Raw genomic sequence first — 17,576 nt, forward strand, 5'->3', positions numbered from 1 at the left:
ACCCTTCATGGCGCGTGAGCGGGGGAGTCGAAGCGCTTCGATGTGGGTGCGAGGTTAGGTGAACGCCTGAGCCTGCACAAGAGTCGGTTCCAGGATTGAGGCCCTGTGAATTCCCGTAGCTGCTGGGGCTCTTGACACCCGTACGCCGCCGGGATCAGCATCGAAGCGCTTCGAAGAAGGCCTGGACCACCCGGACAAGGGGAACGCCACGTGACCGCCGAGCCGACCGCCGAGCCCACCGCCGGGCGAGCCCCCGCACCGCAGCCGCCCCCGCCCTTCCGCGACCCACGGCTGCCGTTCGACGAGCGCGTCGACGACCTGCTCGGGCGCCTCACGCCCGACGAGCGGATCGCGATGCTCCACCAGTTCGCGCCCGCCGTCGACCGCCTCGCCATCGCCGCCTCCCGCACCGGCCAGGAAGCTCTGCACGGCGTCGCCTGGATGGGCCCGGCGACCGTCTTCCCGCAGGCCGTCGGCCTCGGTGCCACCTGGAACGACGACCTCGTCCGCCGCGTCGGCGAGGCCGTCTCCACGGAGGCCCGCGCGATGCGCGCCCGCGACGACCGCGTCGGCCTCAACGTCTGGGCGCCCACCGTCAACCTGCTGCGCCACCCCCTGTGGGGCCGCGGCGAGGAGGGCTACTCCGAGGACCCCGCCCTCACCTCCGCCCTCGCCACCGCCTACACCCGTGGCCTGCGCGGCGACCACCCCGCGTACTGGCGCACCGCGCCCGTCCTCAAGCACTGGCTCGCCCACAACAACGAGACGGACCGCGACACCAGCTCCTCCTCCGTACGCCCCCGCGTACTGCGCGAGTACGACCTGCGCGCCTTCCGCCCCGCCGTCGAGGCGGGCGCCGTGGCCGGGGTCATGCCCGCCTACAACCTGGTCAACGGCCGCCCCAACCACGTCTCGCCGTATCTCGCCGAGCACCTGCGCACCTGGACCGACCAGGAGCTCCTGGTCTGCTCCGACGCGGGCGCGCCCAGCAACCTGGTCGACTCCGAGCACTACTTCGACACCCACGAGGAGGCGCTTGCCGCCTCCCTGCGCGCCGGAGTGGACAGCTTCACCGACCACGGCACCGACAGCTCCCTCACCGTCGCCCGCCTGCGCCGGGCGCGGGACGAGGGCCTGATCGACGAGACCGACATCGACACCGCCGTACGCCGCCGGCTCCATGTCCGCTTCCGGCTCGGCGAGTTCGACCCGGAGCTCGACCCGTACGCACACCACACCCCCGACACCGCCCTCGACACCCCCGAGCACCGGGCCCTCGCCCAGGAGGCGGCCGAGCAGGCCGTGGTCCTGCTCGCCAACGACGGCCTCCTGCCGCTGGATCCGGCCGCCGGGCAGCGCGTCGCCGTGGTCGGCCCGCTCGCCGACGCGTGCAAGCTCGACTGGTACAGCGGCACCCTCATCCGCCGCTCCACACCCCTGGACGGCCTGCGCGAGCGCTTCGGCGCCGACCGCGTCACCCACGCCGAGGGCGCCGACCTGGTCCGACTGCGCTGCGCCGCCGGGGCGCTGCGGGTGCCCGAGGCCCCGGTGGACGAGGCGGCGCCCGGCGCCGCCGAGGGCGCGCTCGACCCGGCGCTGCTCTCGGGGCGCACCGACCTGCCGCCACTCACCGCCGAGCCGCACGGCGACGGCACGGTGCTGGCCCTGACCGACTGGGGCGGCGGCGTCCTCACCCTGCGGGCCCCGGACGGCCGCCACCTCTCCGTCGCCGCCGACGGCTTCGTACGGGCGTCGGCCGAGGAGCCCGGCGGCTGGGTCGTCCAGGAGACGTTCCGGCTCGAACCGCACGGCGGCGGACACCTCCTGAGGCATCTGGGAACGGGCGGGCACGTCTCCGTCGCCGCCGACGGCGTGAAGGTTGCCGCCGGACCCGGCGAGGGTGAGGCGTGCGGCGAGCTGTTCACGGTCGAGACCGTCGAGCGCGGCACGGACGCGGTGGCGCGCGCCGCCGCCGACGCGGACGTCGTGATCGTCGTAGCGGGCAACGACCCCCACATCAACGGCCGTGAGACCGAGGACCGCACCACCCTCGCCCTCCCCGAGGCCCAGGACCGCCTCTGGCGCGCGGCGCACGCCGCCAACCCCCGTGCCGTCCTCGTCCTCGCCTCGTCCTACCCGTACGCCGTCGGTGACGCCGCCGCCCGGCTGCCCGCGCTGCTCTGGACGGCCCACGGCGGCCAGGCGGCCGGGACGGCCCTCGCCCGCGTCCTCGCCGGTGACGTCTCACCGGCCGGGCGGCTCCCGCAGACCTGGTACGCCGCCGACGCCGACCTGCCGGACCTGCTGGACTACGACATCATCGGCAGCCGCCAGACCTACCTGTACTTCGACGGCCGCCCCCTCTTCCCCTTCGGTCACGGCCTGTCGTACGCCTCGTTCGCCTACGACGGCCTGACCGCCGTCCGCGACGGCGACACGATCCGCGTCGCGTTCACCGTCACCCACACGGGCGCCGTCCCCGCCGACGAGGTCGCCCAGCTGTACGTCCGGGCCGCCGCCCCCTCCGTGCCCCGGCCGCTGCGCGAACTCGCCGCCCACCGCCGCGTCCGCCTCGCCCCCGGCGCGGCGCGGCGCCTGGAGTTCGACCTGCCCCTGACCGCCCTCGCCTTCTGGGACGTCGCCCACGGCCGCTGGACCGTCGAACCGGGCCCGTACGAACTCCTCGCCGGCGCCTCCAGCACCGACATCCGCCTCACCACCACCCTCACCCTCGACGGCCCCGCCCCCGCCCCGCGCCCCGTCCTCACCCGCCCCCTGGCCGCCGCCGACTACGACGACCAGCACGCCACCGTGCTCGCCGACCGCACGAAGGAGCGCGGCGACTGCGTCACCCCCGCCGACCCCGCCCACCCGGGCCACCTGCTCCACCGCGCCTGCGACTTCGGCACCGACGGCGCCGCCTCCGCCGACCTGGAGGTCGCCGGCACCGGCACGGTCACCCTCGCCATCGGCGCCTTCCGCACCACCGTCGACGTCACCACGAGCGGCGGCCCCTACGACTACACCACGCTCACGACACCCGTCTCGGCACGCGGCGTTCAGGACGTCCGCACCGAACTCACCGGCTCCGTGCGGCTCGCCTCCATCGGCTTCACCTCGGCCGGCCCCGCCACATAGGCCCGGTAGCGCGTCAGCCGCCCCAGGTCCGGGAGCCGGTGCTCGCGCCAGTCGCGGGCGTATGCCGGGGGCCGGGCCGTGCCGGAGACCAGGACCGCGACCGGGTGGTGGCGGGACAGGGCGGTGAGGCCCGCGGGGGTGATGCTGCCGTCGTGGCCGCCGGGCTGGCGGGAGGCGCAGCCGGTGCGGTAGGCGACGCGGATCGCGTCCTCGCCGCTGACCACGCACGGCGGGCGGACACCCTGGGCGTGGAGCGCGGCGGCGATCCGCGTCAGGTCCCGGGTGTCGCGGCGCACCCGGTCGGCGACGCCGTCGAGGATGAGGTACTGGACGGCCAGGTGGGCGAGGAGCGCCACCGCGAGGAGCGCGGCCACGGCGCGCCGCCGCTCCCGGCGGGGCCCAGGGAGTGCCTTGCCGATCTTGCCGGGCTCGCGACGCCTGGCACCGCTCCCCCAGAGCTTCGCCTGGGGGTGCCCCCACGCCGCGTTGTCGTCGGTCGCCAATGGCCCCCGTAGCCCTGCGGACACGGGGGTGCCCCCACCCCAGTGGCTCCCTCCTCCGCCTTGCGATGTACGGCACCAGACGCCGCTCGCTGATCCGGCCTGATCGACAAGACACCCCCTGGACCGGCACAGCCAGAGCAGGCACCGGGCCACGGGCAGCGCCAGCAGCGCGTACGCGGGCAGCAGGAAACGCGGCGCCGCGTACCCGACCGTGAACAGGTACGGCAGGGCCAGCGCCACGCCCACCGCGCCCGCCACCGCCAGCTCGGTGCGGTGGAGCCGGGCCCGGGCCGCCGCCGCGACACCGCCCGCCACCAGCAGCGGCAGCGCGAAGAACCACAGGGCGGCGGCCGGGTGGCGCCAGGGCACGTCGCACGGGCGGCACAGCGTCCGCCCGCCCAGCGCCCGCGCGTGGTCGTCGACGGTGAGGTACCAGCCGAGGCCGCCCTGGATCTCGCTCGCCCGCTTCAGCCGGGCCATCAGCCCGCCGTACCGGGCGTACGCCTCCACGACCCATTCGGCCCAGCCGAGCGCGAGGCCCACCGCGAGCGCCACCAGTAGCAGCGGCCACCGCCACGCCCGCGTCACCACGGCCGCCGCCGCCAGTGCCAGTACCAGCCACACCGCGTCGGCCGGGCGCATCATCCCGGCGAACGCCACTGCGGTGACCATGCCGCCCACGGCCCACCGGTCGCCCGGGTCGCGCGCCGCCCGCAGGAAGCAGCCCGTCGCGGCCAGCGCCCCGTACGCCACCCACAGGTTCGGCATCGCCTGCCCGGCGTAGAACAGCGTGATCCACAGGCTCGCGAACAGCGCCCCCGCCAAGGCGAGGACCGGCGCGGGCAGCAGCCGCCGCCACACCCACAGCGCCAGGAACAGCCCGCACCCGGCCAGCACCGCCAGGTACAGGCGCAGCGCCGCGACCGACCCCGTCACCGCCGTGACCGGCGCGACGAGATAGCTGATGCCCCGGGCGCGCGGCGCGCTGAAGTACGCCGCCGGGGCATGCCCGCCGACCTGACTGACGTACACCGTCTCGTCCCAGCCGAGCCCGAGGCCCCGGGCGACGAGGACGAGGTGCGCGAGCGTGAGAGCGGCGGCCACGCCCGCCAGCCACGGCAGCGCGGAGCCGCCCGCCCCGGCCCGGGGGTCCCGGCTCTCCTCCAGCGCCACATGCGGCACACGGCCGCGCACGCCGACGACGACTGATTCCTGCATGGCCCGGCCTCGCTCGGGGGTGTGCGGGGGAGGCGGGGACCATCTCCCCGGCCTGTCCCCTCCACGCTCCGGCGGCCGCGGCCGCGCCACCACGCCGGGACGGCACTCGGCCCAATGGACCTTCACGAACGGGTGAGACGGTGGTTTCCGGCGGCGACCGGCCGCCTGCGGCGGGCGTCCGCGCGGATGCTGGGCGGGTGACAGCCACGGTAGGCACGGATGGCACGGACGACACGGAGGCCGCCATGCAGCAGACACCGACACCGACACCCACGTCCGCACCGGCGGCCGCCCGCCCGGCCGGTCCCGCGGCCCGGCTGACCGCGAACCGGGCCCGCCTCGGGCACAAGGTGCGCTACGCCCTGCGCAACCCCGCGCGCGTGGTGCCGTACCTGCGCCGCGCCGGGCGGGACACCCTGCTGCGGCTGCGGCACGGCGGCGACCACATCGCCTACTACCGGGCGGTGATGGCGTCCGACACCGCCAGGAGCCCGGAGGCGGCGGTCGGCGGCGTCGCGTCGCGCGAGCGGTGGCTGGCCATCGGGCAGATGCAGTTCGACTACCTGGTGTCCCACGGGCTGCGCCCGGACGACCGGATGCTGGAGATCGGCTGCGGCAACCTGCGCGCCGGGTGGCGGTTCATCCAGCACCTGAACCCGGGCCACTACTACGGCGTCGACATCTCGCCCGACATCCTCATCGAGGCCAAGAAGACCCTCGTCCAGTACGGCCTCCAGCACAAGCTGCCCTACCTCACCCCGGTCGACGACCTCCGCCTCGACTTCCTCCCCGACGGCGCCTTCACGGTGGTGCACGCCCACAGCGTCTTCTCGCACTCGCCGCTGCACGTCATCGACGAGTGCCTCGCGCACGTCGGCCGGATCATCGCCCCCGGCGGCTTCTTCGACTTCACCTACGACCGCACCGAGACCACCGAGCACCAGGTCCTCGGCGAGGACTTCTACTACCGCACGGAGACGCTGACGCGGCTGGCCGCGAAGCACGGTCTCGTCGCCCGCTTCATGGACGACTGGGAGGCCCTGCCCCACGGCCAGTCGAAGCTCCGCGTCACGCACGCCGCCGCACCGGCCTGATCGGCGTGATCGGCGTGATCAGCGCGCCGAGAAGCTGTGCACCGTCGTCGAGCGGTACGTCTCGCCCGGCCGCAGCACCGTCGAGGGGAACTCCGGCCGGTTGGGCGAGTCGGGGAAGTGCTGGGTCTCCAGGCACAGCCCGTCGCTCTGCCGGTAGACGCGCCCGGACGGGCCCGTGAGGGTGCCGTCGAGGAAGTTCCCGGAGTAGAACTGCACGCCCGGCTCGGTCGTCGCGATCCGCATCGCGCGGCCCGAGCCCGGGTCGCGCAACGTCGCCACGGGCTCGGGCCGCGCGGTCACGCCCTTGTCGAGGACCCAGTTGTGGTCGTACCCCTTGGCCGTCACCAGCTGCTCGTGCGCCGTGCGGATGTCCTCGCCGACGGACTTGGAGCGGCGGAAGTCGAACGGCGTGCCCGCCACCCGCGCGAGCTCGCCGGTGGGGATGAGCGTCGCGTCGGTCGGCAGGTAGCGGGAGGCGGCCAGCCGCAGCTCGTGCCCGAGGATCGAGCCGCTGCCCTCCCCCGCGAGGTTGAAGTAGGTGTGGTTGGTCAGGTTCACGACGGTCGCCCGGTCGGTGGTCGCCGCGTAGTCGATCCGCCAGTCGCCCCGGGCGGTCAGGGTGTACGTGACCGTCGTGCGCAGGGTGCCCGGATAGCCCATCTCGCCGTCCGCGCTCACGTACCGCAGCACCAGCCCCACGCCGCCGGGCCCGGTGAACGGCTCGACGTCCCACACCCGCCGGTCGAAGCCCCGCGCCCCGCCGTGCAGGCTGTTGGGGCCGTCGTTGACGGACAGCTGGTACGCCGTGGAGTCGAGCATGAAGCGGCCGCCCGCGATGCGGTTGCCGTACCGGCCGATCAGCGCGCCGAAGAAGGCGGTCGCGGAGAGGTAGTCGCCGAGGTTGTCGAAACCGAGGGAGACGTTGGCGTACCGGCCGTGCCGGTCGGGTATCTCCAGCGCCTGCACGATGCCGCCGTACGACAGCACCTTCAGCCGCGTGCCGCCGTTCTCCACCGTCCAGCGGTACACCTTCGTCCCGTCGGGGAGGGTGCCGAACAGTTCCTTCACGGGTTTCCTGCTTTCCGACGCGTACGAGGGGGTCCCCGCCGCCATGAGTCCCGCGGCGGCCGCGGCCGCCAGCACCGTACGTCTGCTCGTGTCCATGTGCGGCTCCTCGAGAAGGGGTTACTTACCGGCCTTGCGCTTGTTCCAGACGTCGAAGCCGACCGCCGCCAGCAGCACCAGGCCCTTGATGACCTGCTGGTAGTCCGTGCCGATGCCGACCAGCGACATGCCGTTGTTGAGCACGCCGAGTACCAGGCCGCCGATCACGGCGCCCATCACCGTGCCGACGCCGCCGCTCATCGAGGCGCCGCCGATGAAGGAGGCGGCGATGGCCTCCAGTTCGAAGTTGAGGCCCGCCTGCGGGGTGCCGGCGTTGAGCCGCGCCGCGTACACACAGCCCGCGAGCGCCGCCAGCACGCCCATGTTGACGAAGACCAGGAAGGTGACGCGCTTGTCCTTGACGCCCGACAGCTTGGCCGCCGCCTTGTTGCCGCCGAGCGCGTACACATGGCGTCCGATGACGGCGTTGCGCATGACGTAACCGAGCCCGATCAGCAGCGCGCACATGATGAGCATCACCACCGGCACCCCGTGGAAGCTCGCCAGCGTCAGCGTGAAGGCCACCACCGCCGCCGTGATCGCCGTGCACTTCGCCGCCCACAGCCCGAACGGCACCACCTCCAGCTCGTAGGCGAGCTGCCGCCGGCGGCCCCGCCACTCGCGCAGCAGCAGGAAGACCACCGCGCCCAGACCGAGCAGCAGCGTCGGGTTGTGGTACTGCGTGTACGGGCCCATCTCCGGGATGAAGCCCTTGGCGAGGTTCTGGAAGCCCTCCGGGAACGGGGCGATCGACTGGCCCTCCAGCACGATCTGGGTGAGGCCCCGGAAGAGCAGCATGCCGGCCAGCGTCACGATGAACGACGGGATGCCGAGGTAGGCGATGAAGAAGCCCTGCCAGGCGCCCGCCACCGCGCCGATCAGCAGCGACAGCACCAGCGCGAGCACCCACGGCATGTCGTGCCGGACCATCATCACCGCCGCCATGGCGCCGACGAAGGCCACCAGCGAGCCGACGGACAGGTCGATGTGCCCGGCGATGATGACGATCATCATGCCCATGGCGAGGATGAGGATGTAGCCGTTCTGCTGGATCAGGTTGGAGACGTTGTTCGGCAGCAGCAGCGTGCCGTCGGTCCATATCTGGAACAGCACGATGATGAAGGCCAGCGCGATCAGCATGCCGTACTGGCGCATGTTGCCCCGCAGGCCGCGCAGCAGCAGCGCACCCGCCGACGGCTGCCCGGAGGGCGCCGAGGCATCGCGCCGTGGACGCGGGGGAGTGGTCGTGGTCGTCATGGCGGTGCCTCAGCTTCTGTTCATGGTCATCTGGCGCATCAGGACTTCCTGGGTGGCGTCGGCGCGGGCGACCTCACCGGTCAGCCGGCCTGCGGCCATCGTGTAGATCCGGTCGCACATCCCCAGCAGCTCCGGCAGTTCGGAGGAGATGAACAGCACCGCCTTGCCCCGCGCCGCCAGCCGGTCGATGACGGTGTAGATCTCGTACTTGGCGCCGACGTCGATGCCGCGCGTCGGCTCGTCGAGGATCAGCACCTCGGGGTCGGCGTGGATCCACTTGCTGAGCACGACCTTCTGCTGGTTGCCGCCCGACAGCCGCCCCACCTCCTCGAACACCGTCGGCGCCTTGATGTTCATCGTGGTGCGGTAGCCCTCGGCGACCCGGCGCTCGTGGTGCTCGTCGACGACGCCCCGGCGCCGCATCCCCGGCAGCGACGCCAGCGAGATGTTGCGGTTGATGTTGTCGATGAGGTTGAGCCCGTACCGCTTGCGGTCCTCCGTGACGTACGCGAGGCCCGCCGCGATCGCCGCGGGCACGGTCCTGGTGACCACCTCCCGGCCGTTCACCTCGACCGTCCCGGCGACGTAACCGCCGTACGACCGCCCGAAGACGGACATCGCGAGCTCGGTGCGGCCCGCGCCCATCAGGCCCGCGATACCGACGATCTCGCCCCGCCGCACGGTCAGCGACACGTCGTCCACGACCAGGCGCTGGGGGTCGGCCGGGTGCCGGACCGTCCACCCCCGGACGCTCAGCGCGACCCGGCCCGCGTCCTCGCCCTCGTACCGGGTGCGCTCCGGGAAGCGCTGGTCGAGGTCGCGGCCGACCATGCCCCGGATGATCCGGTCCTCCGACAGCTCCGGTTCGGCGTCGGGCGACCGGCGGACGGTGAGGGTCTCGATGGTGCGGCCGTCGCGCAGGATCGTCACCGCGTCCGTGACGTGCCGGATCTCGTTCAGCTTGTGCGAGATGACGATGCAGGCGATGCCCTGCTCCCGCAGCTCCAGGATCAGGTCGAGGAGCTTCGCGCTGTCCTCGTCGTTGAGCGCGGCCGTCGGCTCGTCGAGGATGAGCAGCTTCACCTCCTTCGCCAGCGCCTTGGCGATCTCCACCAGCTGCTGCTTGCCGACGCCGAGGTCGGCGACCGGGGTCTGCGGCGCCTCGCGCAGCCCCACCCGCTTCATCAGCTCGCTCGCCCTGCGCAGCGTCTCGGTCCAGTCGATCACACCGCGTGTGGCCTGCTCGTTGCCGAGGAAGATGTTCTCGGCGATCGACAGGTACGGGACGAGGGCCAGCTCCTGATGGATGATCACGATGCCGCGCCGCTCGCTCGCCCGGATGTCCTTGAAGGCCACCGGCTCGCCCTCGAAGCGGATCTCACCGTCGTACGAGCCGTGCGGATGGACGCCGCTGAGGACCTTCATCAGGGTCGACTTGCCCGCGCCGTTCTCGCCGCAGATCGCGTGGATCTCCCCGGCGCGCACGGTGAGGTTGACGTCCGACAGCGCCGTGACCCCCGGGAAGGTCTTGGTGATCCCGCGCATCTCCAGGACCGGGCGGCTCATCGCAGCTGCCCGGCGGTGAAGTAGCCCTCCCGGACGAGGAGCTCGGTGTTCGCCTTGTCGATGCTCACCGGGTCGAGGAGGAACGCCGGCACGGCCTTCTTGCCGTTGTGGTAGTCCGTGGTGTTGTTGACCTCGGGCTTGCGCCCGTTCAGCACCGCGTCGCCCATCTTCACCGCCTGCGCGGCGAGCTTGCGCGTGTCCTTGAAGACGGTCTGCGTCTGCTCGCCCCGGATGATCGACTTCACCGACGCCAGCTCCGCGTCCTGCCCCGTGACGATCGGCAGCGGCCGCGCCTTCGACCCGTACCCCGCGCTCTTGAGCGCCGAGATGATGCCGATGGAGATCCCGTCGTACGGCGAGAGGACCGCGTCCACGCGCTCCTCGCCGTAGTTCTTGCTGATCAGGTCGTCCATCCGCTTCTGCGCGGTGCCGCCGTCCCAGCGCAGCGTGGTCGCCTGGTTCATCCGCGTCTGCTTGCTGCGCACCACCAGCCGGCCGCTGTCCAGGTACGGCTTCAGCACCTTCATGGCGCCGTTCCAGAAGTAGGTGGTGTTGTTGTCGTCCGGCGACCCGGCGAACAGCTCGATGTTGTACGACGCGGACGCGCCCTTCGCGGGCTTGCCCAGCTTCAGCTTGTCGACGATGTAGCGGGCCTCCAGCTCGCCGACCCGCTCGTTGTCGAACGACGCGTAGTAGTCGACGTGTTCGCTGCCCATGATGAGGCGGTCGTAGGAGATCACGGGGATGCCCGCGTCCTCGGCCCGCCGGAGGACCTCGGTGAGCGCCGAGCCGTCGATCGCGGCGACCACCAGCAGCCTGCGCCCCTTGGTGATCATGTTCTCGATCTGGGCGATCTGGTTCTCGACCTTGTCGTCGCCGTACTGGAGGTCGGTCTCGTAACCGGCCTTCTCGAACTGCTCCGCCATGTTCTCGCCGTCGGCGATCCACCGCTCCGACGCCTTCGTCGGCATGGCCAGTCCGATGACGCCGCCCTTGCCCCCGGCGGGCTTGTAGCGGCTGCCGCCCCGGGCCTCCTGGCCGCAGGCGGTGGCGGACACGGCGAGCAGCGCGGCGAGCGCCGCCGCGGCGGTGATACGGGTCATACGGGTGGTGCGCATGGATCAGTCGCCTTCCGGAGCCGGGGCGGGGGCGGGGAAGCGGCGGAGCTCACCCGGCAGCCGGGAACCGAGCGGCGACATCCCGCCGTCGGCGCCGTGCCGGGCCAGCAGGTCCAGCACGAGCCGGCCCCGCCGCACCCGCTCGCGGGCCGTGGCCAGCGCGGTGTCGCGCAGCTGCGCGCCGTACGGGTAGATGCCGGGGGAGCGGCTCAGGCCGAACTTCAGGTACAGCGGGGCGCCGCGCCGGATCAGCTCGGCCACCTCGTACATCCGGATGTAGCCGCCGAGGTCGTCGGGCGCCTCGACGTACATGTCCATCGGGGCCCGGCTGACCCGGCGGATCTCGGTGAGGTGATCCAGGGTCAGGTCGGACGGCACGTTGAGGGAGTCCGCGCCCAGGTGCTCGTAGACGGCGTACGAGGCGGGGTTGACGGGGCCGGTCAGCGCGGACAGCTTGAAGGTGGTGTCGGCGGGCAGCTCCCCGGCCTCGCGCAGCCGGTGCAGCGTCCACAGCACGCCCTCGTCGGCGACGAGCAGGCAGCGCACACCGAGCGAGGCGGCGCGCAGGGCGTCCTCCACGCACCCGGCGAGCGCGTCGTGGCCGCGGGCGCGCAGCCCGGCGCCGCCGGAGTCGGTGCGGGTGCCCGCGCCGATGTCCCAGGTGCCGCGCGGGCCGGTGAACAGGCAGAGCTCGATGTCGCGTTCGGCGCAGGACTCCACCATGTCGGTGATCTCGGCGTCGGTGAGCATCCACACGCCGCTGCCCTGGCTGACGCGGTGCACCGGCACGTGCAGGCGGGAGCTCTCCTTCAGGACGACGGCCAGGGCCTCCGGGCCCTCGACCGACGGGATCTCGGTGCGCCACAGCCCGCCGTCGGGGAAGGCGTGCGGCGAGGCGTCGGCGGGTTCCACCGCCGGGGCCGGATGGCCGATCGAGGCGAGGGCGGCGGCGCCGGGGCGGCGGGGGAGGGACGGGGCGGTCACGGGACTCCTATGGTCGAGTCGTCGGAGGTGGTGTTCGTGGCGTTCGCCATGTCGTACGTCATTCGGGGCGTGGGGTGTACGGCGGTACGGGGGCCGTCAGGAGCGCCCCGTACCGCCGTACGGCATCAAGGGAGGGCGCTACGGACGCAGCAGCACCTTCCCGGTCTTGGCGTCGCCGCCGCCGACCAGCGCGACGGCGTCCGCGAACCGCTCCAGCGGGAACTCGTGCGTGATCAGCGGCGCGGGGTCGAGCAGGCCGAGCCCGAAGGCCCGTACCGCGTCGCACCACGCCGACGACGGGGCGCCGAAGACGCTGCGGATCTCCAGCTGGCTCAGCGACAGGTGCACCGGGTCGATGCCGACCGCGCCGGGCGTGAACATCCCGGTCAGCACCACGCGGCCGCCCCGGCGCGCCAGCAGGCACGACGCTGCGGCGGTCGAGGGCGCGCCCGCCGTCTCCACCACCAGGTCGAACCGCCCGCGCAGCGCCTCGGCCTCCTCCGGGGAGAGCGTCTCGCTCGCCCCGAACCGCAGCGCCTGCTCGCCGCGCGCCGCCCGCGGGTCGATCACCGTCAGCTCGGCCGGCGACGAGGCGGCGAGCAACTGCACCGCGAGCAGCCCGAGGGTGCCCGCGCCCACCACCGCGACGCGCTCACCGGGGCGCGGCCGCCCGGTCCGCACCGCCGCCGCGATCACGGCGGACGGCTCCAGCAGGGCCGCCGCGCGCAGGTCGGCGTCGTCGTGCAGCGGGTGCAGCAGCCGCGCGGGCACGACCACGTGGTCGGCGAACGCGCCCGGCTCGGTGAACCCGGTCTCGGCGTAGCCGCCGGTGCACAGGCTCGTCTCGCCGCACCGGCACCGCTCGCACCCGCCGCAGGCGCGGAACCCCTCGGCGACCGTCTTGCGGCCCGCCAGCGCCGGGTCCACGCCCGCGCCGACCGCCTCCACGGTGCCGGACCACTCGTGGCCCGGCACCACCGGGTAGCGGACGTACGCGGCGTCGCGGTGCCCGTCGTACACCTCGCGGTCGCTCATGCAGATCCCGGCGGCGGCGACCCGCACGAGGACCTCGCCGGGCCCGGGAGCCGGGACGTCCCGCTCCACGAGCCGGTGGGCGCCGGGCCGGTCGACGACCAGCGCACGGCTGCGCGGCGGCCCGCTCACTTCGGCGCCCTCTTCTCCCAGCCCTCGGCCCACAGGTCGAACCGCGCCTTCTGCTGCGGGAACTCCGCCGCCGCGTCCACGTCCAGCTCCACGCCCAGGCCCGGCGCGTGCGAGACCTCGAAGCAGCCGGTGGCCGGGTCCACCTGCGGGGCGCCCTTCACCACCTTCTTGATCTCCGCGTCGGCGAAGTCGTTGAAGTGCTCCAGGATCTTGAAGTTCGGGGTGCAGGCCGCCAGCTGGAGCGAGGCCGCGGTGAGCACCGAGCCGCCGACGTTGTGCGGGGCGACGAGCATGTAGTGCGTCTCGGCGGTCGCCGCCAGCTTGCGGGTCTCCAGGATGCCGCCGATGTGCCCCAGGTCCGGCTGGATGATGTCGGCCGCCTGCGACTCGAACAGCTCGCGGAACTCGATCCGGTCGTGGATCCGCTCACCCGTCGCCACCGGCAGGTCCACCTTCTCGGCGACCTTCTTCAGCGCCTTGAGGTTCTCCGGCGGCACCGGCTCCTCCAGCCAGGCCGGCGCGAACGGCGCCATCTCCTTCGCCAGCCGCACCGCCGTGGCCGGGCTGAACCGCCCGTGCATCTCCAGCATCAGCTCGGCGTCCGGCCCGATCGCGTCCCGCACCGCCTCGATCAGCGAGACCGCGTACCGCGTCTGCTCCGCGTCCAGCTCCAAGTGCCCGGTCCCGAACGGGTCGATCTTCAGCGCCCGGTAGCCGCGCGCCATGACCTCCTGCGCCGCCTTGTGGTACGCCTCCGGGGTGCGCTCGGTGGTGTACCAGCCGTTCGCGTACGCCTTGACCCGGTCCGTCACCTTGCCGCCGAGCAGCTGCCAGACCGGCACGCCCAGCGCCTTGCCCTTGATGTCCCAGCACGCCATCTCGACGACCGCGATGCCCGACATGACGATCTCGCCGGCCCGGCCGTAGTCGCCGTACTTCATCCGCCGGACGAGGTCCTCCACCGCGAACGGGTCGGAACCGGCGATGTGATTGGCCTCGGCCTCCCTCAGGTAGCCGATCAGCGCGTCGGTGTGACCGAGCATGCGGGTCTCCCCGACGCCGGTCAGCCCTTCGTCGGTGTGCACGAGCACATAGGTGAGGTTGCGCCAGGGGGTCCCGACGACATGCGTACTGATGCCGGTGATGCGCACGGCAATGGCCGCCCTTCTGCCCTTCCGGGTCGTTCGGTGCGTTCGCTTCGTTCGGTGCGTACGGAGTCCCGACGTGTTCGGTATTTCGTCACACGTTCGAAATCTTGGCGTGACCGTATTCAGTCCCTCCGGAGGTGTCAATGGGTGACGCACGGCCGTTGCCCCTCGAAGTGGCCTGTGGTTAGCCTGTGTTCGTCATACCGGCCACACGCCGGAGTTTCGAACGAAGAGAGGGGTGGCCGGAATGGGCCGTCTCGTCCCCGCGGTGACCAGAGCGCTCGACATCCTGGAGCTCTTCCTGGAGGGCGACGGCACCCTCTCCGCCCCCGAGGTCACCCGCAAGCTCCAGCTGCCCCGCACCACCGTGCACGAACTGCTCACCACCCTCGCCGCCCGCGCGTACCTGGTGCCCGTCGCCGACCAGCCGGGCCGCTACCGCCTCGGCGTCCGCACCTACCAGCTCGGCAGCCGGTACGCCGAACAGCTCGACCTCGCCGCCGAGGGCCAGCGCGTCGCCCGCGAGGTCGCCGAGACCTGCGACGAGACCGTCCACGTGGCCATCCTCGAGGACCTCGACGTCATCTACATCGCCAAGGTGGACTCCACGCACGCCGTCCGCATGGTCTCCGCCGCCGGGCGCAGGCTCCCCGCCCACTGCACCTCCGTCGGCAAGATGCTCCTCGCCGCCCTCCCCGAGGACGAGCTCGACCGCCGCATCGCCGACCGCGACCTGGTCGCGATGACCCCCAACAGCCTCACCGACCCCGACGAGCTGCGCGCCGCGCTCGCCGAGATCCGCACGCGCGGCATCGCCACCGAACACCGGGAGTCCAACCCCGACGTCGCCTGCGTCGCCGCGCCCGTACGCGACAGCGCGGGCCGGGTCGTCGCCGCGCTGTCCGTCTCCGTCCCGATGATCCGCTGGAGCGAACAGCGCGAGGCCGAACTCGCCGAACTCGCCGCCAAGGGTGCCGACGACCTCTCCGTCAGCCTCGGCCACCGCGGCGGCACCCGGTGAGCCGCGCGGCCGGCGTGCGGGTCGCCGTACGGGAACCCGCCGAGCTCGGCGAGGGCCCCACCTGGGACCCGGCGGCCGGACGGCTCGTCTGGGTCGACATCCTCGGCTCCCGCGTCCACACCTACGACCCCGGCAGCGGCCGCCGCACCGTCCTGACCACCGGTCAGCACGTCGGCGCCGCCAAGCCGCGCGCCGGCGGCGGGCTCGTGGTCAACCTGCGCGACGGCATCGGCCTGTACGACGGGGGAGGGGCGTTCCGCTGGCTCCTCCACGACCCCGTCGCCGGGCGGCGCGGCAACGACGCGGCCGTCGCGCCCGACGGCTCCCTGTGGGCGGGCACCATGCGGTACGACGAGGCGCCCGGCGGCGGCACCCTCACCCGGATCGCGCCCGACGGGACCGGCACCGTCGTCTTCCCGGACGTGTCGGTCAGCAACGGCACCGGCTGGAGCCCGGACGGCTCCCTCATGTACTACATCGACACCCCCACGCGCCGGATCGACGTCTGCCGCGTCGACGGCGACAGCGTCGTGGACCGCCGTCCGCTGGCCACGGTCGAGCCGGGCGCCGGCTTCCCGGACGGCCTGACCGTCGACGCCGACGGCTGCGTCTGGGTCGCCCTCTGGGACGGCGGCGCCCTGCGCCGCTACACCCCCGAAGGCGCGCTGGACCGAACCGTCGAGCTGCCCGTACGCCGCCCCACCGCCTGCGCCTTCGGCGGCCCGGACCTGCGCGACCTCTACATCACCACCGCCCGCACCGGCCTGCCCCGCCCCCACCCCCTCGCCGGATCGCTCCTCGTCCTCCCGGACGCGGGCGCGGGCCTGCCCGGCATCCCCTTCGCGGGCTGACGGGGCCATGGGCCCCCGACCGGAACCCCCCACCGGCGGCGGGGACGACAGCCTCGCGGCGGCCGAGTTCCACGCGTTCTTCGAGCGCCATTACGCCGAACTCGCCCGCCTCGCCCACCTGTTGACCGGCGACGCCGACGCCGCCGACGACCTCGCCGCCGACGCGCTGCTCGCCCTCTGGCACCGCTGGGACCGCGTCCGGGCCGCCGACCACCCGGGCGCGTACGCCAGTGGTGTCGTCGCCAACCTCGCCCGCAGCCGCATCCGCAGCGCCGTACGCGAACGCCGCCGCGTCGCGCTGTTCTGGTCGCGGCGCGGCGACCACACCGACGAGCCCGACGTGCCGGCGGTCGTCGACGTCCAGGGCGCCCTGCGCCGGCTGCCGTTCCGCAAGCGCGCCTGCGTCGTCCTGCGGCACGCCTTCGACCTCTCCGAACGGGACACCGCGCTCAGCCTCGGCATCTCGGTCGGCACCGTGAAGAGCCAGACGTCCCGGGCGATGGCGCAGCTGGAACAGCTCCTCGGCAGCCGGGCCGCGACGCGGCTCGTGGAAGGGCGGGAACAGTGGACGACCTGAAGCCCCTGCTGCGCCACGCGGCCCGCGCCCACCAGTCGGCCCGCGCCCGCACCCGCGTCACCGTGGCATGTCCGCCGCGCCCCCTGCCGCCAACCGCGCCCGCACGGCGGGCGAGGGCATAGCGCCCCGGTGCCACCGCATCGCCCCGGCCCCGGCCCCGGTCCCGGCCCCGGTCCCGGCCACGGTTCCGGGGGAGACAATGATCCGGTGACACACGGCCACGGCTACCGCTACCGCGTACTCGGCGCCACCCAGGCGCTCCGCCCCGACGGCACCGAGGCCCCGCTCGCGGGGCCCCGGCTGCGGGCGCTGCTCACCGCGCTCGCGGCCGCCGCCGGGCGGACCGTCCCGGTTGCCGGGCTCGCCGCCCACGTCTGGCCGGACGACGACCCCGCCGACGCGCTCCCCGCCGACGAGACGGCGGCCCTCCAGGCCCTCGTCGGGCGGTTGCGCCGGGCGCTCGGCCGGGACGCCGTCCGCTCGGAACCGGGCGGCTACCGGCTCGTCGCCCGGCCCGAGGACATCGACCTGTTCCGCTTCGAGCGGCTCGCCGCCGACGGCGCCGCCGCGCTCGCCGCCGGCGACCCGGCCGCCGCGGCCCGCCTGCTCGACGAGGCGCTCGGCCTGTGGCGCGGGCCCGCGCTGGCCGACCTGCCCGGCCGGGACCGCGACCCCCTCGCCGTACGGGCGCGGCTGCTTCCCGTCCCTGGACTCGGACGTGGACCTGCGCGGGGTGCACCTGCTGCCGGTCGACGCGATGATCGGGCTGCGCG

General features: G+C 73.5%; 14 protein-coding genes. 6 read left to right on the forward strand and 8 right to left on the reverse strand.

Going from position 1 to position 17,576, the window contains the following annotated elements:
* Positions 1-210 precede the first annotated feature (210 nt).
* Entirely contained in the window at positions 211-3,138 is a 2,928-nt protein-coding gene (locus ABZX67_RS26135) for a glycoside hydrolase family 3 C-terminal domain-containing protein (RefSeq protein WP_355364540.1), read from the forward strand.
* On the opposite strand, the gene ABZX67_RS26140 is transcribed toward ABZX67_RS26135, so the two are convergent.
* Positions 3,060-4,859, reverse strand: a complete 1,800-nt coding sequence (locus ABZX67_RS26140; RefSeq protein WP_355364543.1) for a hypothetical protein — start codon at positions 4,857-4,859, stop codon at positions 3,060-3,062. The two genes, ABZX67_RS26135 and ABZX67_RS26140, sit on opposite strands and share 79 nt — an antisense overlap.
* Before the next feature lie 245 nt (positions 4,860-5,104).
* On the opposite strand from ABZX67_RS26140, the gene ABZX67_RS26145 reads away from it, so the two are divergent.
* Positions 5,105-5,953: a class I SAM-dependent methyltransferase gene (locus ABZX67_RS26145; protein WP_355364582.1), complete on the forward strand. Its 849-nt coding sequence runs from the start codon at positions 5,105-5,107 to the stop codon at positions 5,951-5,953.
* 18 nt (positions 5,954-5,971) lie between these two features.
* Here ABZX67_RS26145 and ABZX67_RS26150 read toward each other — a convergent pair whose 3' ends face one another.
* From ABZX67_RS26150 to ABZX67_RS26180, 7 genes are all read right to left on the reverse strand, one after another.
* Positions 5,972-7,117: an aldose epimerase family protein gene (locus ABZX67_RS26150; RefSeq protein WP_355364546.1), complete on the reverse strand. Its 1,146-nt coding sequence runs from the start codon at positions 7,115-7,117 to the stop codon at positions 5,972-5,974.
* 21 nt (positions 7,118-7,138) lie between these two features.
* The gene (gene mmsB / locus ABZX67_RS26155) at positions 7,139-8,374 is read right to left on the reverse strand and encodes a multiple monosaccharide ABC transporter permease (RefSeq protein WP_355364549.1); all 1,236 of its coding nucleotides are present in this window, start codon (positions 8,372-8,374) and stop codon (positions 7,139-7,141) included.
* Between the two features lie 9 nt (positions 8,375-8,383).
* Positions 8,384-9,940 (reverse strand): multiple monosaccharide ABC transporter ATP-binding protein, encoded by a 1,557-nt coding sequence (mmsA, locus tag ABZX67_RS26160; protein WP_355364552.1) that lies wholly within the window; start codon positions 9,938-9,940, stop codon positions 8,384-8,386.
* A complete protein-coding gene (gene chvE / locus ABZX67_RS26165) occupies positions 9,937-11,058 on the reverse strand; it encodes a multiple monosaccharide ABC transporter substrate-binding protein (RefSeq protein ID WP_355364555.1) in 1,122 nt (373 codons plus the stop codon). The genes mmsA and chvE overlap by 4 nt, the downstream gene beginning before the upstream one ends.
* 3 nt (positions 11,059-11,061) lie before the next feature.
* On the reverse strand, positions 11,062-12,042 hold the full coding sequence (locus ABZX67_RS26170) for a hypothetical protein (RefSeq protein WP_355364558.1): 981 nt from the start codon (positions 12,040-12,042) through the stop codon (positions 11,062-11,064).
* A 138-nt stretch (positions 12,043-12,180) separates the two neighbouring features.
* On the reverse strand, positions 12,181-13,206 hold the full coding sequence (locus ABZX67_RS26175; protein WP_355364561.1) for an alcohol dehydrogenase catalytic domain-containing protein: 1,026 nt from the start codon (positions 13,204-13,206) through the stop codon (positions 12,181-12,183).
* Positions 13,203-14,357: a mandelate racemase/muconate lactonizing enzyme family protein gene (locus tag ABZX67_RS26180; RefSeq protein ID WP_355364564.1), complete on the reverse strand. Its 1,155-nt coding sequence runs from the start codon at positions 14,355-14,357 to the stop codon at positions 13,203-13,205. The genes ABZX67_RS26175 and ABZX67_RS26180 overlap by 4 nt, the downstream gene beginning before the upstream one ends.
* Positions 14,358-14,601: 244 nt before the next feature.
* On the opposite strand from ABZX67_RS26180, the gene ABZX67_RS26185 reads away from it, so the two are divergent.
* The 4 genes from ABZX67_RS26185 to ABZX67_RS26200 all read left to right on the forward strand — a co-directional run.
* Entirely contained in the window at positions 14,602-15,375 is a 774-nt protein-coding gene (locus tag ABZX67_RS26185) for an IclR family transcriptional regulator (RefSeq protein WP_355364567.1), read from the forward strand.
* Entirely contained in the window at positions 15,372-16,226 is an 855-nt protein-coding gene (locus ABZX67_RS26190) for an SMP-30/gluconolactonase/LRE family protein (RefSeq protein WP_355364570.1), read from the forward strand. The genes ABZX67_RS26185 and ABZX67_RS26190 overlap by 4 nt, the downstream gene beginning before the upstream one ends.
* A gap of 7 nt (positions 16,227-16,233) precedes the next feature.
* Positions 16,234-16,803, forward strand: a complete 570-nt coding sequence (locus tag ABZX67_RS26195) for a SigE family RNA polymerase sigma factor (protein ID WP_355364573.1) — start codon at positions 16,234-16,236, stop codon at positions 16,801-16,803.
* A gap of 207 nt (positions 16,804-17,010) precedes the next feature.
* Positions 17,011-17,576: BTAD domain-containing putative transcriptional regulator (locus ABZX67_RS26200; RefSeq protein ID WP_355364576.1), on the forward strand; the 566-nt coding region annotated here is incomplete at its 3' end.

Source organism: Streptomyces sp. NPDC003036, assembly GCF_040611175.1.
Lineage (GTDB): Bacteria > Actinomycetota > Actinomycetes > Streptomycetales > Streptomycetaceae > Streptomyces.